This window comes from Oecophyllibacter saccharovorans (genome assembly GCF_006542375.1).
Taxonomy (GTDB): domain Bacteria; phylum Pseudomonadota; class Alphaproteobacteria; order Acetobacterales; family Acetobacteraceae; genus Oecophyllibacter; species Oecophyllibacter saccharovorans.
In genome coordinates, this window is the sequence record NZ_CP038143.1 from 1,884,742 (window position 1) to 1,905,194 (window position 20,453).

A 20,453-nucleotide genomic window follows, 5' to 3' on the forward strand; every position below is an offset into this window, starting at 1 on the left:
CCCGCTGGCAGAAACCAAATGCCCGCCTCAGGCAAGCTGCCGCTCAGGCCAGCCAGGGCGCCTTTCGGGGTGCAAAGCCCAGCACGGTCCGGGCTTTCGTATTGTCAGCGCCGCTCAGCTCATTTTCATAATAAACCGTTTCCTCGCCGTATTTCTCGCGCCCTTCCTCAAGCCCCACGACCGGCGGGGGAGGGGCGTGCACCCAGGCTGCAAACCTGTTCAGCCATTCCGCATAAGGGAGCGGGGTGGAATCCGTGATGTCATAAATGCCGCCCGGTGCCGTAAGAGCACGCGCTGTCGCCTCAGCGGCATCCTCCACATCCACAAAAGACCAGACGCCATCAGCCTTGCCGATAAGCGCTACCGCCTTGTCGGCAAGATGCCGGGCGAATACCCCCTCCCGGGTGTACCAGGTCCCCGGACCATAGAGAAAGCCATACCGCAAGGCCGTGGTTTCAAGGTCCTTCACCGCCAGGAGGCGTTCTTCCAGCGTGGCATACATGCGCGCGCTTTCCCCGACGGAACCGGGGCCATCAACACGGAAAGGGGATTGTTCTGTTGCCAGCTGCCCTGCAGGCCCCAACAGATAGAAGCCGCTTGACTGCTGCAGGTATCTCCGCGCCCCACAGGCCCTAGCAGCTGCCAGCAAGGCCGCACTCCCCGTCAGGCGCAGATGCGCATCGGCTGGCAAAGCTTCCACCAGCTGGAAAGGATCAGCCGGCAGGGCGCTGAGCAGGTTGATGATCGCTTCAGGCTGCACCTGGCGGCAAAGCGTTTCCACCTCGGCCGCATCCAGCACATTGCACGCAGCGACATGCGCCCCCTGTTCCCGCAACCAGGCCAGCCCCTCAGGCTTCCGCCCAAGCCCCCAGACTTCATGCCCTTTGGCGACAAGCTTGCGCACAAGAGGGCGGCCAAGAGCACCGGTTGCACCTGCGATGAGAACTTTCATGAATACCCAGTCCCCTCAGGTACGGGAATGACCAGCTGTCCGCAGAATCAGAATGACTTGGTGGAAAGCTATTTTTCTGACCATTAGCGTTTCAGATCGAGTTTTATAAAGACTACAGAACGAAGGAGACTAAGATCAAAAACTGGTCTTGGTAATTATTGCCAAAGAAAAAAGCTGTACAGTAATCTGTATATCAATAACTGCATGCCAAGTTTCTGAACTTATTTTGGAGCTTGAGTAAGAGAGCAGTAGATTTTTCAGGATTTCTGGGAAGCAGGAGCTGAATGCGGAAGCGATTATGGCGGAGAGAGTGGGATTCGAACCCACGGTACGCTATTAACGCACACACGCTTTCCAAGCGTGCGCCTTAAGCCGCTCGGCCATCTCTCCGGCGCAGGGAATAGATATCATGATCCTGCAGAAGTGCAAGACTTTGCGCGGACATTGCGGACAAAATTTTCCATCCGCGCCAGCGATTTCCGGCCGGGACTTTCCTCCACCCCTGAAGAGACATCCACAGCTCTGGCCCCGCTGAGCTTCAGGGCGGTCTGGACATTTTCCGGCGTCAGACCGCCTGCCAGCATCCACGGCCGTGGTGAGTGCCAGTCCTGTGTCAGGGCCCAGTCAAAGCTGCGCCCCAAGCCGCCTGGGCGCGTGTCCTGGGCAGTGGCGCGCGCTTCAATGACATAACCGTCAATCTGGTCCGCGCTGCTGGTTGAAGGCAGATGCGCTTTATCGGCAATACCCTGCGCCAGCCAGACCGGTAGCTGGAAATGGCGGCGGATTGCCTGGGCATTTTCCAGGGAGGTGTAAAGCTGAAGCCCGTCAAGCGGCAGGTGCTCGAGAACCTGTTCGATGACCCTCAGGGTGGGTTTGACGAAAAGCCCGATACGTTCCGGCTCATCTGCCTGGGCGGGGGAGGTGGCCTCGTGAAGGCGGCGCGCTTCACCAGGTGTCAGGAAACGGGGCGAGGCGGGGTGAAAAACCAGACCGACCCAGCGAACCTTCAAAGCCTGGCACAGTTCCATCTCAGCCGGACCGCGAAGGCCGCAGATCTTGATATCCGCTACCCTGGCAGCCTGATGCGCGTAAGGAGAAGAGGGGCTCACGCGGAAGCGAGTTCTTCCTGAATGAGGGTGGCCGCGCGGGCCGGGTCCTCGGCCTGGGTGATGGGCCGGCCGACCACGATCCAGCTGGCCCCCGCACGCGCTGCCTGGGCCGGGGTCATGACGCGTTTCTGGTCATTGGCCACGCTGCCTGCCGGGCGGATGCCAGGCACCACCAGCTCCACCTGCGGGCCGAGGGCCTCACGCAAAGCGGTGATTTCATGCGCTGAGCACACCAGCCCGTCCGCGCCGGCCTCCACAGCCATTTTTCCCAGCCGGATAACCTGCTCCAGGGGCGAGGCCGGAACGCCGATCTCGTTCAGCCCAGCTGCATCCATGCTGGTCAGCACAGTCACAGCCAGCAGACGGGGCCGGTCAGGGCTGTCACCGAACGCTTCCTGCAGCACATCGCGGGAGCGGGCGATCATCTCGCGCCCCCCGCTTGCGTGAATGGTTGTCAGAACAGGCTTGAGGGGGCAGAGCGCTTTCAGCCCGGCAGCGACGGTATTGGGAATGTCATGCAGCTTGAGGTCAAGGAAGACCGGATGGCGGGCTGCAATCTCCCTTACCGCGTCAAAACCGCAGGCATAGGTGAATTCCAGCCCGAGCTTGATGGCATCCACTTTGCCCTCAAGTACCTCGATCAGCTGGCGTCCGCGCTGCGGATCAGCCGTGTCGATCGCAGCGATCAGCCGGGTGCGGGCGGGCGCTACCCCTTTTATGCCCGGACCGCTTTCCTGAGGCAGGGCCATCCGTTCAGTCAGCCACCTTGTCTTCAACTTTCTGCATGGCGGCTGCCGGGTTCTGGCTCTGCGCACGGTCAAGGCGCTGGTGCAGCTCGACCACCTGCTTTTCAGCTTCACGCAGCTTGCTTTCAGCCAAGCGTGCGCGGCGGCGCTGGCGGAACTCACCCAGCCAGCCGATCAGAAGGCCGACCAGGAAGGAAAGGCTGGCCAGCACGATGGAGAACATGCCGATCGTGACCTTGATGCCCTTCCAGCCGATCCAGACGGAAATCGGGTCCGTGTTGTTGTTGCTGTAGCCCATGACCAGCAGGCCAGCGAGAAACAGGATGAAGATAAACAGACGAATCATGTAAGAAAACCTCTTTTCCATCCGGGATCTTGAGCCCAGGATCCTGGGCAGAGTGGAACAGGAAGACTTGACGCTGCCCCTTCTTTCTCCTGAAGATGCGGGCATTTCCCCCAAGCCTTAAGGAACCCGACCGACCATGAGCAGCCGCAGCAAGGATACCAAGAAAAACAGCTCTGACATAAAGGCTGGATCGCCAGAAGGCAAACGCTCCTCGCTCCGGCTGGAACACGGCACTCAGTATCTGTGCCAGGCCCGGTTGGATGTGGCCGGGCAGCCCGGCATTCTGCAGGTTCTCCAGGGCGTGCCGCACCTGCATCTGCGCGTTGATGTGGCAATCGAGCCACTGGCGCCTGAAAAAGGACTTTACGAAGTGCGCCTCACCCTGCAGGGACAGGGCACAATCGCGGGCCCTGAAGGCCAGGAGCCGCAGACCATCTACGCGGCTTCAGTCGTTTATGGCGGCCTTTTCGGTGTGGAAGGCACTGGTAGTGAGGAAGCGCGTCAAAAACTCCTGAGCCAGGAAGCGCCCGCCGCCCTTTTCCACGGGGCCCGCCATACCCTGCTGACCCTGATCCGTGATGCCGGCTTCCCGGTCGGCGCGCCGCAGCCCATTGATTTCCGCACTTTCTGGGACCAGAAAAAAGCCGCTGTGGCCCGCGACCAGGCAGCGCTGCAGGAAGGGCGCTGAAGGAAATGGCTGCCTGCCTTCCGGATCTCTCCGCTTCACCCCCGCTCTGGGAGACATTTGATGGCGGCTGGTTTCGCGCGCGTTACCGGCCTGGGCTCAGCCCAAGTGAGGCGCAGGAGAGTGATGAGGGCCTGCAGGCAGCCTGGCAGCGCGAGCCGGCGCGCTCACCCAACCGTTATTTTGATGAGGAATGGTACCTGCGCCGTTATCCGAACGTACGCAGGGAAGTGGGCAAAGACCGGATCTTTGAAAGCGGCTTCCAGCATTATCGGGAAGTAGGCTACCAACGCTGCGCTCCGCACTGGCTCTTTTCCGAGGCCGATTATTGGGGCCGCAATCCCGACCTGGTGCCCCTGCAGCTGGCAAAAGAGGGGTGGCGGAACGGCTATGACCATTTTCTCAAACTCGGAGACTTCCAGGAACGCAGCGGGCACGCTTTCTTCTCGCCGCAGATTTTCCTGCAGGATTGCCTGAAACACGGCGTCACGATTGACCTGGAGCAGGGGCTGTTCACCCAGTTCCTGGCCTGGCCCTCTCAGGAGGAAGCGGGCGGGAAAGCAGGGGCTGAACTCTCACAGCGGCGCACCTCATGGTATTTCAATCCGCAATGGTATCTGGAACGTTATCCGGAAGTCGCCCAGCTGATCGCTGAAGGTCGCTACCATTCTCCCCTGCATCATTATCTGACCAACGAAACGCCGGCAGCTTTCGATCCGGACCCTGATTTTTCGGAAAAATGGTATCTGGAGACTTTTCCTGACGTTCAGGAAGCGATCTTCCAGGGCGCCTTCCGCAACGGGTTTGCTCATTTCCTGCAGGCCGGCGTCAGAGAAGGGCGGCCGCCATGCCCGGCGGTTGATCTGCAGGCTTTCATACAGCAGCCATCTTTCCCAGCCCGTCTTGCCCGTTCCGGCCTGGCAGATGCCTTCGCCCTGTGGGTGCGTGAGCGCGAAGAAGGGAGCGTGCCCGACACCCGGGTGGAAATATCCCCAGCTGCGGCCCAGGCGCTGGCGGTAAGACAGGCCGAAGTCCTGATGCCGACTGTGGCGCGCAGTCCGCTCGTCTTTCGGGACTGGTCCCCATCCCATGGCGCCAGACCGGCCCTGAGTGTGATTGTTCTCTCACAAGGCGATTACCTGTCCACCGTGGCAAGCCTGGCAGCGCTGAAAGAGCAGGACCTGCGGAATGTGCAGGTCATCGTGGCGAGTGCCGGCAACCGGGCGGAAAAAGAAGTGCTGGCCGCAACCACCCGGGGGGTCACTCTGGTTTATCCCCCTGTGGGCGGCGTGCATTCCCCGCTTGGTCTGATCAAGGCAGGCACGGAGCAGGCGCTGAGTGACAACCTCGTTCTGCTGCAGGCAGGCTACAGATTCTTTCCAGATGCGCTGGCACCGGTTTTCAGGGCGCTTGAACGCGGGGAAAGCGGAGGTGGCCGTGTCCTGGGGCCGGATCTGCAGGTTCTGGAGGCCGGAGCTTCTTTATGGCGCGATGGGCATATAACCCCGCGCAATCGGGAGACACTGCCTGAAGAAGAACTGACCCTGCCAGGTACGGTGGACCTGTTCTGCCAGGGCGTCATGTTCGCCCCCAAAGCCCGGCTCAGCCAGGCCCTGGAGCGTGTGGGCCAGGTGCGGGCTGATGAATATCCTTTCCCGGTCCTGTCTGCAGCGCTTGCTGAAAGCGGCCAGGCGCTCAGCTATGTGGCTGATGGCGTGGTACAGGCCATGGTGCCCCCGCCTGAAAATCTGCCGGCTGAGGCCTCGGAAGCCATCAGGGCGCATTTTCCGCTTTTCCTGAGCCGCCAGCCGCTTCAACCTGCTGCTCGGGATTCATCGCCCCCAACCGGGGCCCACCACCCTCACGCGCGCAAACAGCGATCCATGTTGATCCTGTGCGAGCAGCTGCCCCAGTCCCTGAAAGGGGGGAGCAGCCGGAAACTCCTGCGTCGCCTGCGCCTGCTGCAGGCAGATGGCTGGGCGGTGGAAGTGGCCGGGTTGAATCCCGTTACGGGACAGGGACTTGCCAAAGCGCTGGATTTTCCGGGGAATGTGCGCCTTCACGACGGTATCGGTTCCGTGCACGACTTCCTGCAGAGCCGCAAGGACGTATCCCTTGTCTGGTTCTGTGGAACAGCTGCCCTGGAGAGAACTGCGCCGGCCCTGCAGGCGCTGGGGCTGGAAGCACGCTGCGTATTGGAGACCGAAAACCTGAAAGGCCAGGGCCTGCAGGCCATGGAGGATTACCTGCGCCGGCGCGTCGGCCTGCAGGATGACCGTGCCCGGCTGGCAGTGGAAACGCGGGCAGAGCTTCACAATGCCTGGCTGTGTCAGGCAGTGGTCTGCTCTGACCGGGAACAGACCACGCTTCTGCAACAGCTGGGCTATGATGCCTTCCAGCTTGAAGATGTGCCGTCAGAAACAGAAGTCAGCCCAGCCCAGCCGGTTGGCTGGGAGCCGCGTGACGGCCTGCTGTTCGCGCTACCCGTGCATGAGGCGGGAGATGCAGGCCATGACGCGCTCAACTGGTTCTGTCTGGAAGTCCTGCCGCATCTGCAGAAAGTGCTGGGCAGGGAGGTGCCCGTTTATATCGGCAGCTACCGCAATCCAACTGTGGCGCTTGAAGATTACGGACGTTTTGGCGCCATAACGGGCCTGCAGGGCAGCGCATTGCCTGAGGAACTGCTGAAACGATGCCGGGTGGTGATCGCGCCAGGCCGGGTGGTCAGCGCCCAGGTCGGGGAACTTGTCGAGGCCGCGAGCGCGGGCGTGCCGATCGTGACCACCCCGCAGCTTGCCCAGAGAATGGGTTGGGAAGCGGAACGGGAATGCAAGATCGGCAGCCAGGACGAGGGCGCGGATTTTGCCCGCAAGATCCTGGCCCTTTATCAGGATGAGCGTGAGTGGCAGGCGCTTTCTGCAGGCGCACGCCGCTGGGCAAGGGACAGGCAGGCTTCTCAAACCGTCACCCGGCAGCTGGAAACTGTTCTGGCCACTGTTATGGAGCAGAAACCCTCGCCGCGCTGCGCTCTAGCTGTCACGCCGTCCCCCGCTGAGCGGGCATTCGCGCCAGCTCCCCTGCGCCTGGGTAAAAAACAGCCTTCCGCCCCTGCCGAAAGCCAGGCGCTTGCCGCAGAACTGCCGGGTGAGCAGGAGGAGGAAATTGAAGAGGAAGTCGAGATCATTCCGCCGCGGCGCCTGGGCGTTTCCCTGGCTGAAGGATGGCAGAACGGGCGCGCTGCAGGAAAGAAAAAGCCCTCTTGAAGGTGTAAGCATGTTTCCGACCAGGCCGTGAAAGGAGACCTCAAATGACGCACTCCACCGCTCCCCATGACACAGAAGCCGTCGAGGCGGTTCTGACTGAAGTCGATCGCAGCTTTGACCAGGCGCTCGAGCGTCTTTTTGCATTGTTGCGCATTCCCAGCGTTTCCACCCAGCCTGACCATGCGGCCGACTGTCGGCGCGCCGCACAATGGTTATGTGAGGACATGCGTCAGTCAGGTCTGACGGCCGATATCAGGGATGTAAACTGGGCGCCGCCTGGCAATCCCATGGTGGTGGGCCGCTCGCCAGAGCTGAAAAAAGCGGACGGTCAGCCGGCACGACGGGTGTTGTTCTACGGTCATTATGATGTTCAGCCGACAGATCCGGACAATCTGTGGCATTCCGCTCCTTTTGAGCCCCATATCGTGACAGAACCGGATGGTCGGCGGGTCATCGTGGCGCGCGGGGCCAGTGATGACAAAGGCCAGGTCATGACCTTTCTGGAAGCCTGCCGGGCCTGGAAGAAAGTCCACGGGACCCTGCCGGTTGCCGTGACCGTTCTGCTGGAAGGCGAGGAGGAATGCGGTGGCGAAAACCTTCTGCCTTTCATGAAGGACAATGCCGGCACCCTGCAGGCTGATCTGGCGCTGATCTGCGACACGGCCATGGCAGGACGGCAGATTCCGGCCATCACGACGCGCTTGCGCGGTATGGTGGCGGAAGGGGTGGAGATCACCTGTGCGACCCAGGACCTGCATTCCGGCATTTATGGCAATGCCGCAGCCAATCCGATCGCTTTGCTGTGCCGCGCTCTGGCCGATCTGCGCGACGGAGAGGGACGGGTCACGCTGCCGGGCTTTTATGACGGGGTGAAAATCCCTGATGACCAGACGCGGACCCAGTGGCGTAGCCTCTATCCGGATGATGCAACCCTTCTGAAGGAGGTTGGGCTTTCAGAAGCGCAGGGCGAGAAAGGGTTTACGGCCCTGGAGCAGACCTGGTGCCGGCCAAGCTGTGAAATCAATGGCATTTCAGGCGGTTATGAGAGAGAGGGGATCAAGACCGTTCTTCCCGCCCGCGCCCAGGCCAAAGTCTCCTTCCGGCTGGTACCGGGCCAGTCACCAGAGAAAATCCGCGCTGCCTTCCGCGACCATATGCGCCGGTACCTGCCGTCTGACGCTGAGATCCGGTTCACGTCTTACGGTGGTTCACCGGGGTTTGAGGTAACCGGAGAGGGCAGTGCCGATCTGACAGCCGCCCTGACAGCTTTGGAGGAGGAATGGGGGAACAAAGCGCTTACCATCGGCTGTGGTGGCTCCATTCCCGTAGCCAATGAGGTGAAGGAGGCCCTCGGTCTGGACGCGCTTCTGGTCGGTTTCGCGCAGGCCGATGACCGGGTGCATTCCCCCAACGAGCAATACGGGCTGGACTCCTTCAGGCACGGCATCCGCTCCTGGGTGCGCATTCTGGCAGCCCTGGCCTGATGTCCCCAAAGAGGTCCAGGGCTGCCGAAGGCGCAGCTGATCTGCCGATCGCCCTGACAATGGGCGACCCTGCCGGTATCGGGCCTGAGCTTACAGCCCGTGCCTGGCAGCATCTGCACCGGGGAGACAGGGCATTTTTCTGGAGCGGTGATGCACGCCTCCTGCAAGCGGTCATCCCGGTGCAGCAGATTGCTTCTCCCGCTGAAGCACGGGAGGTGTTTCCCCACGCTCTGCCGGTTCTGCAGGTCAGCTGTCCTGCGCCTGTGCAGCCAGGCCAGCCGGACAGCCACAATGCCCCGGCGGTCATCAGCAGCATCGAGCAGGCGGTTCAGCTTACCCGGGCCGGCAAGGCAGGGGCGGTCGTGACCAATCCCATTGCCAAACACGTGCTGGCCAGTGCCGGGTTTCCCCATCCCGGTCACACGGAGTTTCTGGCCGCCTTGTGCGGCGTTGAGGGGCAGGAAGTGATGATGCTGGCCAGCCCGCAGTTGAAAGTGGTGCTGACCAGCATTCATGTTTCCCTGCGTCAGGCCCTGGAGGATCTGAACGCAGGGCAGGTTGAGAAGGTCCTGAAAACCGCTCACGCCGCCCTGAAACGGGATTTCGCGATCGCTCATCCCCGCCTCGTGCTGGCAGGCCTCAATCCGCATGCCGGTGAAAACGGGCTCATGGGCCTGGAGGAGCGGACAATCCTGCAGCCAGTGGTGGAAAAACTGCGCGCGCAGGGACTGGATATCCAGGGACCGCTGCCTCCTGACACAATGTTCACAACCCGGTGGCGTTCACGTTACGATGCGGCGATCTGTCTCTACCACGACCAGGGTCTCATTCCCCTCAAGACCCTTGCCATGGAGGAAGGCGTCAACGTCACGCTCGGCCTGCCCATCATCCGCACTTCGCCCGATCATGGAACGGCCTTTGACATCGCTCTTGGCCCACGCGCGGCGCTGGCCGGAGAAGGGAAGGCTGATCCTGGCAGTCTGCTGGCGGCCTTGGAGATGGCCGCTTCCATGGCCGCCAACCGCCGCGTGGCTGCAGCGTCAGAAGCACCAGCGGGAAAGGAGAGTCTGGTATGAGACTGGGTGTGAATGTTGACCATATCGCAACCCTGCGAAATGCCCGCGGCGAAGCGTATCCGGACCCCGTTGAAGGCGCAAAAATTGCCCTGCAGGCCGGGGCGGACGGCATTACCGCTCATCTGCGCGAAGACAGGCGGCACATCCGTGACCAGGACCTGCAGCGTCTGCGCCAGTTGCCCGCACCGCTGAATTTTGAAATGGCTGCCACTGACGAAATGGTGGAACTGGCCACGACCCTGCGCCCCCATGCCTGCTGCCTGGTGCCTGAACGCCGCGAAGAGCTGACAACTGAAGGCGGCTTGGATGTAGTTAGGGGGCTGGCGAAGCTGCAGCCGAAAATCGACCGGCTGAAAGAAGCCGGGATCCGGGTCTCCCTCTTTATTGACCCTACCCCGCAAGCCCTGGAGGCCGCGCAGAAGCTGGGCGCTCCTGTTGTGGAGCTCCACACCGGCGCTTACGCCGGCAACCATCCCGGAGAGCTGGAACGTCTGGCACACGCAGCCGCGCTGGGCAGAGATCTCGGGTTGGAGATCCATGCCGGCCATGGCCTGACTTACGAAAATGTGCAGCCGATTGCGGCCATACCGGAAATCGCGGAACTGAATATCGGCCATTTCCTGATCAGCCAGGCCCTGTTTGTAGGGCTGGGATCCGCTGTAACGCGGATGAAAGACCTTATGCTTTCAGCACGCTCGTAAAGGGCGTGGCTCAAGAGGCAGTACAGGAGAGCAGTAAGCTCCCTGACCATCCTGGAATATCAGTTCTACTTGTGGGCTGGCTGGCTGCCGCCTGTCTTAGCGCCGTTCTTTGCTTTGTCTGTCGGCGCGGGAACAGGCGGGCTGCCAGGCGGAGGAGCGGGCCGGATCACAGGCAGGTAAGGATCATTGTCGAAGACCGGAATATACTTACCCGATTCCGCCGAATAGGTCGCGCTGGTGCTCTGTGGAGGCGTGGGCACTGAAGAGAAGGCGTTGATGGGACCGGACGGCCAGTAGGGAGCCGGTTTGCGCATGGTCGATTCACGCTGGCGGGCACAGCCGCGCGTAATCAGCGAGCAGATCCCGTCATCACCGATATATTCATCATCATTGCCGGAATAATGCACTTCGGAAACACGGTCATGATCGAGCCGGATAATCATGCGGCAGGTTGAGCCGGGACCGCCGAAAAATGCCTGATAGATATTAATGATGGAGCCGACCGGGATCAGGGTTGAATCCTGCGGTGTAGGAATGGTGCGCGTAATGTCATACTGCCAGATCGCAGTGGTGCCGTTCAGCTGTTTCGTGCTGCCCGGAACCCCCGCACAGGCCTGCAGATCGTAGCTGGTGGTGCCGATCAGTGAATACTGCGCCTCATGAGCGGCCTGGGAATCAAAATAGCCGCAGCTGCCCAGAAAGAGCAGGGCCATGAGGGGAAGCGGGTGAAGGGATGAGAAACCTGAACGTATGCTCATGTGGCCTCTCTAGAAAAAAGCAGGGCGGAAATAAAGTGGCCCGCCCCTGCTGAAAGCCAGAAAAGCAAAATGGGTTCCAGCAGTGACGCAGATGGGATACAGGTGGAACATCCCTGAACCGCTCTGAGAGGAACAGTCCAGATGGCTGATATCACCCCTTCGGAAATCGAGCGTCTGCAGAAATCACTCCAGCGCCTGCTGGGCTCGAGCAAACTGACTGTCAACCCGCCCCTTCGGAAAGGAATGAGCGTGGAAATCGCCGTGGCGGGCGAAGTGATCGGAACCGTTTACCGTGACGAGGATGATGGAGAAGTTTCCTACGCCGTCAACATCACGGTCCTTGAAGAAGACCTGCCACCTGCCTGAAGGGCCAGATTCAACAGGAGCTCCGCTGACTTCCATGTCCCTGCACGGGCAAGAAATGCACTTCTCCCCTGAAGAGCTGGAGCGTTATTCAAGGCAGATCCTCCTACCGCAGGTCGGCGCTGCCGGCCAGGCGCGGTTGCGGAATGCCTCCGTGCTGGTGATTGGGGCGGGCGGGCTGGGCGCGCCCCTGCTTGGGCAACTGGCCGGTGCGGGCATCGGCCAGCTGGGCATTGTGGACCCTGATGAGGTCTCGCTCAGCAACCTGCACCGCCAGACGCTCTATAGTATGGACGATATCGGACGCCCGAAAGTCGCTGCTGCTGAGCAACGCCTCAGACAGATCAATCCGCTTGTTTCCGTCTCAACCTGGCAGGCACAGGCCAGCCCTGAGCAACTGGCCTCTTTGCTGGGCCCTGACAGCCCCCATTCCTGGACGGTGGTATGTGACGGCACAGACAACGCGACGGCACGCGTGGCGATTTCAGATGCCTGTCTTCGCTACGGGGTGCCGCTGGTGTCAGGCTCGGCCCAGGGGTTTTCCGGTCAGCTGATCGTCTTTCACAATCAGGCAGGTTCTCCGTGTTACCGCTGCCTTTACCCTGAAGTGGAAGAAGCACCGGTAACCGGTTGCGCCGCCGCAGGTGTCATGGGGGCCGTTACCTCTGTCATGGCCGGCTTCATGGCCCTTGAAGTCTACCGGCTCATAATCGGAACAGGCGACAGGACCCACGAGCCTGCTACAGAGATCATGCTCTGGGAAGGGCTGGACGGTTCGATACGCCGTTTTCCCCTCACCAAGGTCCCGACCTGCCGTGGACCCCACGGCCGCGTGTTGAAGAGCGAGGCTTGAAAGCAACTACTGGAGCCTCATGACAGACACGCAGTCACCGCCTCTTTTCCTGACCCTGGCTGATGACAGCTGGCAGCGGGCTTATCATGCTTTTGTCCTAGCCGCGGGGGCTCTGGCACTGGAGAGGGAAGTCGTTCTTTTCGCCGGTGGAAAATCAGTTCTTGCCCTGACCCGAACAGCTGACAGGCTGCAGGATCAACCTGCGGAAGAGGAAATGCGCCGCAAAGCCCTGCCCACCCTGCTGGAACTCAGGACGGCGTGTCTGGACCTGGGGATGCGGCTTCTGGCGTGCGAAAGCGGCATGCGCCTTGCCGGGCTGAGTCCGGGCGATCTGTGCGAAAGCGTGGAGGTGGGTGGCGTGGTGGAATTCCTGGTCCTGGCAGGCACACGGCCCATCACAGCTCTCTGATCGCCTGGCCCAGGCAAGATCCCTGCCGGTCAGAGCGGGGCACAGGCAGTTTCCAGCCACTGGCGCTCTTTACCTTCCAGATGTGGGCTCACCCGCCGCCATGTTTCAGCATGATAAGCGTCAACCCAGCGCCGTTCTTGGGGCGTGAGCAATGCGGTGTCGATCAGTTGGCGGTCAATGGGTGTGTAGCTCAGCGTCTCGAACTCCAGAAAAGGTCCCCGCGGGCCTTTGACATCATTTTCACGCACGAGCAGCAGATTTTCTATCCGGATGCCGAACGCGCCGGGTTCGTAATAGGCCGGCTCATTGGAAAGAATCATACCGGCCTGCAAGGCGGTCGGCCGTGGCGCAGGCGAGATTGATTGCGGCCCTTCATGCACCGAGAGATAACTGCCAATCCCGTGCCCGGTGCCATGATCATAATCCAGCCCGGCTTCCCACAGGGCAGCCCGGGCCAGTGTATCAAGCCGGTAGCCGGGCGTGCCGGCGGGAAAGCGCGCCCGTGCCAGGGCGATATGGCCTTTGAGAACGCGTGTGAAAGCGTTTCTGACATGCTGCGGCGGCTGCGCGCCCGCTTCACCAAGCCAGACCGTACGCGTGATATCGGTCGTGCCGAAATGATATTGCCCGCCACTGTCCACCAGATAGACAGAATTGGGCGTCAGAACACGGTCTTTGCCCGCTTCGGCCCGGTAATGGGGTGAAGCGCCATTGGGTCCAACGCCAGAAATGGTTTCAAAACTGAGCCCGGCGCATTCCGGGGCAGCCCGACGAAAATCATTCAGTTGTGCTGCCAGCGCAGTTTCGCTTTCGCCGATCCCATGCTGCGTCAGCCAGCTCAGGAAGCGGGCCATGGCAATGCCGTCTAGGGCCTGGGCTTTCCTGTGGCCTTCCTGCTCGACGGGATTTTTCAGGGCTTTCGGCAATGTGCACAGGTCAGGGGCCAGCACCGGCGTCACTCCACCTGCTTCAAGCTGTTCGACAAACCAGGCGGGAGTGGTGGCGGGGTCAAGCCGGACCTTCTGGCCCGTGAAAGCATGAAGGTGCTTTTTCAGCTCCTGGGGCGGATAAACCTCTATTCCCTCTTCAAGCCAATCGCCCCCCTGGCTGAAACGCGTCGGATCCATGAAAAGAGCTGCCTGTCCGTCAGCCATCAGCAGAGCGTAGCCTTGGGCCACTGGCAGCATTTCGAGGTCCTGACCACGCAGGTTGAAAAGCCAGGCGATTGAGGTGCAGTCAGCCAGAATCATGGCTGCCTGGCCAGCATTGCGCAGCTCACGGGCAATTTTCTGGCGTTTGCCGGCACTGCTTTCTCCCGCCAGCTCGAGCGGCTGCGGGGTGACGATTGAAGCAGGCGGGGTGGGGCGATCCTGCCAGACCAGGTCAACGGGATTCATCTCCACCGCAACGAAACGGGTCTGGGCTTCCGGTGCCTGTTCCCGCGGCTGCCACGCGGCCAGCTGGTCCGGGCTGACCAGCCTGGGGTCATAACCGATCCGCTTTCCGGCGGCGTGATCGCCCAGCCACTGCTGCGGCGGATCAAGGGTGATGTGACGGCGCTCCCACAAATCATGGGGCACCTGTTCCTCCATCTGGGCTGTATAGCGACCATCTGAAAAGACACACGCCTTGTCTTCAAGCACAATGGCCAGACCGGCACTTCCCGTAAAGCCAGTCAGCCAGGCCAGGCGTTCATCAGAGGGAGCCACATATTCCCCCAGGTAGCCGTCACCACGCGGCAGGATGAACCCATCCAGGGATTGGTCACGAAGGGCTTTCCTTACTGCGACAGGGCGTTCACGGAGTGGGAGGGAAGAGGACGGCATGGGCAAAGAGCCTCCACAAAAAAAATGCGTCAGCAGGACGGCGCAGACCGGGCAGGTTCAGGCGCGTTTGCGCAGGATCAGCGTACTCCATGGACCTTCCTGCAGCCGGTGTTCCAGAACGAGGCCCTGGCGGCGATGGGCAGCCAGCACCATTCGCACTTGAGTGTCCAGCAGGCCGGCCAGAATGGCTGTCCCGCCCGGGCGCAGTGCCTGTGCAAGCGAGCGGGCCATGCGGCAGAGGGGGCGGGCGAGGATATTGGCGAAGACGAGGTCATAAGGTGCATTGGCGCGCACGGCAGCCGTGTGCCAGCCATTGCCGAAACGACAGTCGAGCTGCGGGCCCAGATTGTTCAGGCGTGCATTGGCGGCAGCCACCCGAACCGACCACGGCTCGATATCAACAGCCAGAACGGGTTTGCCGAGCAGCTTGGCTGCGGCCATGGCCAGGATGCCGGAGCCGCATCCCATATCGAGAATCTTCCGGGGCCGGCGATAAGCGATCTTTTCAAGCGCGCGCAGACAGCCACGTGTCGAGCCGTGCTCACCGGAACCGAAGGCAATGCCGGCGTCCAGCCTGATATTCAGGCGGTGATCCTGTGGTCGGGGCGGCAGATGCGTGCCGAGAATCGTGAAGCGCTGCCCGACCTGCTGGGGCGGAAACGCCTCCTGGGTACGGTGGAGCCACCCTTCGGCTTCCGTCGCAACCCGGGTCAGGGGCGCCTCCTCACCGGTCAGGAGGCGCGCAATATCGAGGGCAGCCTCAAGTTCACCGTCATTCTGCCCGCTTTCCCTGACTCCTTCCAGACGCCAGTATTTCTGCGCGTCATCCTCCTCGAAAATGCCGACAGTCTGGCAACAGGACAGCAGGGCCTGTTCAAAGAGAGGAGCATGCGCTTCCTCCACCACCACGCTGACGGTTTCAAGCGGGCGTGCATAACGCGCCCCGATATGGCGTGGGGCGATTGTTGAAGGGCTGGCGCTTCGGGAAGCGACCGCACCTGCAGGAACAGAAGCTTTCACGGAAGGATCTCCACGAAATCAGCCATGATGTGTTTCTGCCCTGCCTCTTCGAACTCGATGGTGAGACGATTGCGCTCAATGTCTGTCACAACCCCCACGCCGAAACGGGGATGTCTTACCGTAGCGCCCAGTTCTGGAGCTGGGCCGGTGCGGGTGGGAGGACGGGTGGCCTTCAGTTCTGCCAGCATCTCCTGGCCAAGCCGGTTCCGGCGACCGAAGGCAGGGGCACCGAAAGAGCTTTGGGGCCGTTTCAGGCGCGTGCGATTGACATGTTCATCAGGCAGCTCCTCCAGAAAGCGGCTCGGCAGGGATTCCTGCCATCCCGCATAAAGGCGCCGACTGTCGGCATGGAGAATAATGGCACGTTTGCGGGCACGGGTCAGGCCGACATAAGCGAGCCTTCTTTCCTCTTCCAGAGCGCGGTTTCCGCCTTCATCGAGCGAGCGCTGCGAGGGGAAAAGCCCTTCTTCCCAGCCGGGCAGGAAGACCGTATCGAACTCCAGGCCTTTGGCGGCGTGAAGGGTCATGAGGCTGATACGGTCCACTTGGCCCTGCAGCTGGTCGCTGTCCATCACCAGGGCGATGTGCTCCAGGAATTCAGGCAGGGTGGGAAACTCACCGATGGCCCGCAGCAGCTCGCGCAGGTTGTCCAGCCGGCCCGGTGCTTCGATCGAGGTGTCATCACGCCACATCTGCAGGTAACCGCTGTCTTCGAGCAGCTGTTCCACCGCCACGACATGCCCCTGGGTAGCCAGGGTTTCACGGGCACGGTCAAAGGCGTCGAGCAGGCGCTGCAGTTCATCGGCTGCCTTGCCCTTGAGCTCCTTGCGCTCCAGCATCTGGCGGATGGTGGCCTGCAGGGGCAGCTGTCGCTCGCGGCCTACGGCACGCAGGCGCTCGAGCGATTTGGGTCCGATGCCGCGCTTTGGGGTATTGATGATCCGCTCAAAGGCGAGGTCGTCAGCGGGTTGGACAAGGGCGCGCATATAGGCCGTGCCATCGCGGATTTCCGCACGCTCATAAAAACGCAGGCCGCCGATGACCTGATAGGGGATCCCGAGGCGAATCAGGCTCTCCTCGAAAGGCCGGGTCTGGAAACCGGCCCGCATCAGGACTGCCATTTCCGCCAGCGACTGCCCCTCCTGGTGGAAGCGCTGCACCATTCCACCTACCGTGCGGGCTTCATCATCGGAATCAGGTGTGTTGATGACAGTCACCGGCTCGCCTTCAAGCGCCTGCTGACCGGCATGCAGGGTTTTGCCCAGACGTTCTTCATTATGGGCGATAATGCCTGCAGCAGCCCCCAGGATACGTGGGGTAGAGCGGTAGTTGCGTTCCAGCCGGACAATATGCGCGCCCGGAAAATCCTTCTCAAAGCGCAGGATGTTCTCGATATCCGCTCCACGCCATGAATAGATGGACTGATCGTCATCGCCGACACAGGCGATATTGGCCGGGCGGTTGTCAGGGCGCTTGGCCAGGAGGCGCAGCCACAGATACTGAATGGTGTTGGTATCCTGGTACTCGTCCACCAGGATGTAGTGAAACCGTTTGTGATAATATTCCAGGATATCTGGATGCGTGCGGAAAATCGTCACCATGTGAAGCATGAGGTCGCCGAAGTCACAGGCATTCAGTTCACGCAGCCGGTTCTGGTAGGCGGTATACACCGCACGCGCATGGCCGTTGGCAACCTGTGCTTCATCATGGGCAGGCGTAATGGCGTCAGGCAGGAGGCCACGGTCTTTCCAGGTCTGGATCTGGTTGAGAATCTGTGCCGCCGGCCAGCGTTTGAGGTCAATCCGGAAAGGCGCCATGACCTGTTTGAGCAGCCGGATCTGGTCGTCCGTATCCAGAATGGTGAAGTCCCGCTCCAGCCCTGCCAGGTCAGCATGACGGCGCAGCATGCGGGCGCAAAGCGAGTGAAAGGTGCCCAACCACAGGGAATCGACAGGTTTGCCCAGAAGCGTGCCAATGCGTTCACGCATTTCGCGCGCCGCTTTGTTGGTGAAGGTGACCGCCAGGATCTGTTCAGGCCATGCATGGCCCTGCAGGAGAATATGTGCAAAGCGTGTTGTCAGGACGCGCGTCTTGCCTGTGCCGGCACCGGCCAGGATAAGAAGCGGTCCTTCCGTGGTTTCCACGGCCTGGCGTTGCTCATCATTGAGCGCGGAAAGATACGCGCCCTGGGGAGAGGGGGGAAAGAGATCATCAGCCACCATATGAACATACTGCCAGGCCACGTGGATGGCCAAGCCTAAACCTGCTTCTGCTGCAGGCGCGCCTGGCAGGGCTGAAATATCCGTCACTTCAGGACACCGCAGCCGCATGCGCAGGCGGGTGCTGGAGCACGGGGCCGCGTCTCTGGCGGATTATGAATTGCTGGAAATGCTGCTGTTCTGCGGGATTCCGCGCCGGGACACCAAACCGGTGGCCAAAAAGCTTCTGCAGAAATTCGGCTCTCTTGCCGGCGTGTTTCAGGCCTCCCGCAGAGAGCTTATGGAGAGCGGGCTTAATCAGCGCTCAGCAGAGCTGCTGGAGTTCCCGCGACTGGGCGCAAAATCTCTGGCGGCCAGCACCGGACCGGTGATGCCGGTCCTGGGAGATTGGCAGGCATTGGTTGCTTATCTGGAGCAGCATTGTCAGCCGGGTATCTTCTGCAGGCTGCTTTATCTCGACAACCGCAACCGCTTGCTGGGTGACAGAATACTGAGCGAAACACCTCAACCCCTGGTCGGTCTGCTCAGGCAAGCGGCTGGGCAGGGCCTGGTTCTGCAGGCAACCGCCCTGATCGTTGTCCTGTGCGCACCACGCGGCACGGCTGTGGGACTGGCGCAAGGCGTGCGTGGACTGACCCTGGCGCTTAAACCGCTCTCTCTTATCATTCACGATGCCGTTCTGGTGGACTATGTCCACAAAGACAGGCTGGCCTGGATGATGAGTTTCTCTCAGGAAAACCTTTTATAAAACTATAAGGATCTCCGAGAGCTTCCAACCGATGACCGACATGCCTCAATCCTTGCCGCTTCCCGATCCGCCAGAAACCTCCCTGCTGTTCAGGCGGCTGGCTGAACTGCTGAAAGGGGGAAGCGACGCAGCCGAACTGACCCAATACCTGACAGAAACTTTCCCCGATCTCGGCTCTCTTCTCAGCGCCTCGCCGGAAAGCTGGGCTCAGATGCCCCTGGCGGGAAAACAGTTTCCTGTCATGCTGCAGGTGATACGGGAGTGCGCTCTGCGCTATAATCGCGCCTGCCTGGCAGCAGGCAACCTTCTGGCAGATGAAAGCGGCTTGCTTGACTACCTGACCGCACGCCTGGGGTGGGAGCAGATCGAGAATTTCCACCTGCTGTTCCTGGACAGAAAAAACCGTCTGATTGCTGACGAAATTCAGGGGTCCGGAACCGTCAATCACGCGCCCGTTTATCCACGTGAAGTCGCCCGGAAATGTCTGCTTCTGAACGCCAACGGGCTGATCATGGCCCATAACCATCCCTCGGGGGACGCTACACCTTCACCGCAGGACGTGGTGATGACCCAGCAGGTAGAGGCGGCACTCAAAGTCATCGGGGTCAGGCTGATCAACCACTATATCATCGGGCGAGGAAGCCGGAGCAGCTTCCGCAATCTGGGGCTGCTGGAACCCGCAGGCTGAGGCCGGCTTCTTGGCAGGCCGCTCAGTTTTGGATGGATTCGGCTTCCAGCGGCGAAAGTGATGACAGTGTCAGGGGACCCGGCAGCGCCCCGAAAGGGTAAAGGCGGTTGACATGGCCCATTTTCCGTCCTGGTCTGGCTTCCTCCTTGCCGTAGAGATGCACGCAGGCCGCATTCTCCTCCAGCAGTTCCGGAACGCAGGCCATGCCTTCAGGTCCGATCAGATTGTGCATGAAGACATCGGAATGTCGCCTGGTCTCGGGCAGGGGCAGGCCGGCGACAGCACGAATATGCATTTCAAACTGGTCGACAGGGCAGCCATCCATAGTCCAATGCCCGGAATTATGCGGGCGAGGGGCAATCTCATTGATGAGCAGGTTTCCTCGGGCATCCTCAAACATTTCGACCCCCAGCAGACCGATCAGCCCGAGATCACGGGCAAGCTTCTCGGCCATCTCCTGTGCCTTGCGGGCAAGCTCCGGGGAAATCGGGGCTGGGGCGATGCAAACGCGCAGGATACCGTCCCGATGATGGTTTTCCGTCGGGGTGAAAGAACGCATTTCGCCCTTTTCATTGCGCGCCACCATGACGCTCAGCTCCCGGGCGAAATCAATCTTCTTCTCGGCAACAAGAGGATAAGGGAGATCTGTGTTTTCAAGAGCCGCCAGCTCTTCAGCGGCGTTGACGCGGAATTGGCCCTTACCGTCATAACCGAAGCACGTGGTTTTCAGGATGAGGGGGAAACCGAATTCCACCAAGGAGGCCAGGGCAGCCTGATCGGGCACCGACCGCCAGGGGGCGACCGGAAAGCCGAGTTTCCCAAGCCGTGTTTTTTCGGTGACGCGGTCCTGGCTGGTTTCCAGAATATGCCTGGAAGGCCGCACCGGGCAGAAGGCTTCAAGCTGTTTCAAACCCTGCAGGCTGATGTTTTCGAACTCGAAGGTGATCACGTCGCAATTGCGGGCAAATTCTTCAAGAACAGTCGGGTCATCATAGGCGCCGACAGTCAGCTCATTTGCTGTCTGCGCTGCCGGTGCCTGGGCCGTATCGCTGAGGATGTGCGTCCTGAAACCCAGCCGTGCCGCTGCCATCGCTGACATACGGCCCAGCTGTCCGCCGCCGATGATGCCGATGGTGGCGCCTGGAAGAAGAGAAAAGGGGGTCGACATCGGTACGGGATCCTCCCTGGCGAAACGGGCGGGAACTCA

The 20,453-nt window shown here is 61.0% G+C and carries 19 protein-coding genes and 1 tRNA gene; 10 read left to right on the forward strand and 10 right to left on the reverse strand.

Features of this window, described 5'->3' with window-relative positions; genetic code table 11:
- Window positions 1–43: 43 nt before the first annotated feature.
- From E3E11_RS08160 to E3E11_RS08180, 5 genes are all read right to left on the reverse strand, one after another.
- The gene (locus tag E3E11_RS08160; RefSeq protein ID WP_141451952.1) at window positions 44–952 is read right to left on the reverse strand and encodes an NAD-dependent epimerase/dehydratase family protein; all 909 of its coding nucleotides are present in this window, start codon (window positions 950–952) and stop codon (window positions 44–46) included.
- 299 nt (window positions 953–1,251) lie between these two features.
- Window positions 1,252–1,342, reverse strand: a tRNA-Ser gene (locus E3E11_RS08165).
- 17 nt (window positions 1,343–1,359) lie between these two features.
- Window positions 1,360–2,061, reverse strand: a complete 702-nt coding sequence (locus tag E3E11_RS08170; protein ID WP_231118907.1) for a phosphoribosylanthranilate isomerase — start codon at window positions 2,059–2,061, stop codon at window positions 1,360–1,362.
- Window positions 2,058–2,810 carry an orotidine-5'-phosphate decarboxylase gene (pyrF, locus tag E3E11_RS08175; RefSeq protein WP_141451953.1) on the reverse strand — a complete coding sequence of 251 codons (753 nt, stop codon included), beginning with the start codon at window positions 2,808–2,810 and terminating at the stop codon, window positions 2,058–2,060. The genes E3E11_RS08170 and pyrF overlap by 4 nt, the downstream gene beginning before the upstream one ends.
- Before the next feature lie 4 nt (window positions 2,811–2,814).
- The gene (locus tag E3E11_RS08180; protein ID WP_168189232.1) at window positions 2,815–3,153 is read right to left on the reverse strand and encodes a LapA family protein; all 339 of its coding nucleotides are present in this window, start codon (window positions 3,151–3,153) and stop codon (window positions 2,815–2,817) included.
- A gap of 136 nt (window positions 3,154–3,289) precedes the next feature.
- On the opposite strand from E3E11_RS08180, the gene E3E11_RS08185 reads away from it, so the two are divergent.
- From E3E11_RS08185 to E3E11_RS08205, 5 genes are read left to right on the forward strand one after another with little or no spacing between them, the layout of a single operon-like run.
- Window positions 3,290–3,841: a protein-export chaperone SecB gene (locus tag E3E11_RS08185; RefSeq protein WP_141451955.1), complete on the forward strand. Its 552-nt coding sequence runs from the start codon at window positions 3,290–3,292 to the stop codon at window positions 3,839–3,841.
- Window positions 3,842–3,846: 5 nt separating this feature from the next.
- Window positions 3,847–7,101, forward strand: coding sequence for a glycosyltransferase (locus E3E11_RS08190; RefSeq protein WP_141451956.1), 3,255 nt, complete (start codon window positions 3,847–3,849; stop codon window positions 7,099–7,101).
- 44 nt (window positions 7,102–7,145) lie between these two features.
- Window positions 7,146–8,585 carry a M20/M25/M40 family metallo-hydrolase gene (locus E3E11_RS08195; protein WP_141451957.1) on the forward strand — a complete coding sequence of 480 codons (1,440 nt, stop codon included), beginning with the start codon at window positions 7,146–7,148 and terminating at the stop codon, window positions 8,583–8,585.
- Entirely contained in the window at window positions 8,585–9,661 is a 1,077-nt protein-coding gene (pdxA, locus tag E3E11_RS08200) for a 4-hydroxythreonine-4-phosphate dehydrogenase PdxA (protein ID WP_141451958.1), read from the forward strand. Before E3E11_RS08195 ends, pdxA begins: the two co-directional genes overlap by 1 nt.
- The gene (locus E3E11_RS08205; protein ID WP_141451959.1) at window positions 9,658–10,362 is read left to right on the forward strand and encodes a pyridoxine 5'-phosphate synthase; all 705 of its coding nucleotides are present in this window, start codon (window positions 9,658–9,660) and stop codon (window positions 10,360–10,362) included. Before pdxA ends, E3E11_RS08205 begins: the two co-directional genes overlap by 4 nt.
- A gap of 65 nt (window positions 10,363–10,427) precedes the next feature.
- On the opposite strand, the gene E3E11_RS08210 is transcribed toward E3E11_RS08205, so the two are convergent.
- Window positions 10,428–11,120, reverse strand: coding sequence for a hypothetical protein (locus E3E11_RS08210; protein ID WP_407938676.1), 693 nt, complete (start codon window positions 11,118–11,120; stop codon window positions 10,428–10,430).
- Window positions 11,121–11,261: 141 nt separating this feature from the next.
- On the opposite strand from E3E11_RS08210, the gene E3E11_RS08215 reads away from it, so the two are divergent.
- From E3E11_RS08215 to E3E11_RS08225, 3 genes are read left to right on the forward strand one after another with little or no spacing between them, the layout of a single operon-like run.
- Entirely contained in the window at window positions 11,262–11,486 is a 225-nt protein-coding gene (locus tag E3E11_RS08215) for a DUF3126 family protein (RefSeq protein WP_141451960.1), read from the forward strand.
- A gap of 34 nt (window positions 11,487–11,520) precedes the next feature.
- On the forward strand, window positions 11,521–12,336 hold the full coding sequence (locus E3E11_RS08220) for a HesA/MoeB/ThiF family protein (RefSeq protein ID WP_231118909.1): 816 nt from the start codon (window positions 11,521–11,523) through the stop codon (window positions 12,334–12,336).
- Between the two features lie 19 nt (window positions 12,337–12,355).
- Window positions 12,356–12,745: a DsrE/DsrF/DrsH-like family protein gene (locus tag E3E11_RS08225; protein ID WP_141451961.1), complete on the forward strand. Its 390-nt coding sequence runs from the start codon at window positions 12,356–12,358 to the stop codon at window positions 12,743–12,745.
- A 29-nt stretch (window positions 12,746–12,774) separates the two neighbouring features.
- Here E3E11_RS08225 and E3E11_RS08230 read toward each other — a convergent pair whose 3' ends face one another.
- The 3 genes from E3E11_RS08230 to E3E11_RS08240 are packed head-to-tail and all read right to left on the reverse strand — an operon-like array spanning window position 12,775 to window position 17,813.
- Complete coding sequence (locus E3E11_RS08230) at window positions 12,775–14,571, reverse strand: aminopeptidase P family protein (RefSeq protein WP_141451962.1); 1,797 nt, start codon at window positions 14,569–14,571, stop codon at window positions 12,775–12,777.
- A 57-nt stretch (window positions 14,572–14,628) separates the two neighbouring features.
- Window positions 14,629–15,534, reverse strand: a complete 906-nt coding sequence (locus E3E11_RS08235) for a 50S ribosomal protein L11 methyltransferase (protein WP_141452276.1) — start codon at window positions 15,532–15,534, stop codon at window positions 14,629–14,631.
- 53 nt (window positions 15,535–15,587) lie between these two features.
- Entirely contained in the window at window positions 15,588–17,813 is a 2,226-nt protein-coding gene (locus E3E11_RS08240) for an ATP-dependent helicase (RefSeq protein WP_141452278.1), read from the reverse strand.
- Window positions 17,814–17,838: 25 nt separating this feature from the next.
- Between E3E11_RS08240 and E3E11_RS08245 the strand changes: the two genes are divergently transcribed.
- Entirely contained in the window at window positions 17,839–18,558 is a 720-nt protein-coding gene (locus E3E11_RS08245; RefSeq protein ID WP_141451963.1) for a UPF0758 domain-containing protein, read from the forward strand.
- Between the two features lie 31 nt (window positions 18,559–18,589).
- On the forward strand, window positions 18,590–19,246 hold the full coding sequence (locus tag E3E11_RS08250; RefSeq protein WP_141451964.1) for a JAB domain-containing protein: 657 nt from the start codon (window positions 18,590–18,592) through the stop codon (window positions 19,244–19,246).
- A 22-nt stretch (window positions 19,247–19,268) separates the two neighbouring features.
- On the opposite strand, the gene E3E11_RS08255 is transcribed toward E3E11_RS08250, so the two are convergent.
- Complete coding sequence (locus E3E11_RS08255; RefSeq protein WP_141451965.1) at window positions 19,269–20,414, reverse strand: 5-(carboxyamino)imidazole ribonucleotide synthase; 1,146 nt, start codon at window positions 20,412–20,414, stop codon at window positions 19,269–19,271.
- Between the last annotated feature and the right edge of the window lie 39 nt (window positions 20,415–20,453).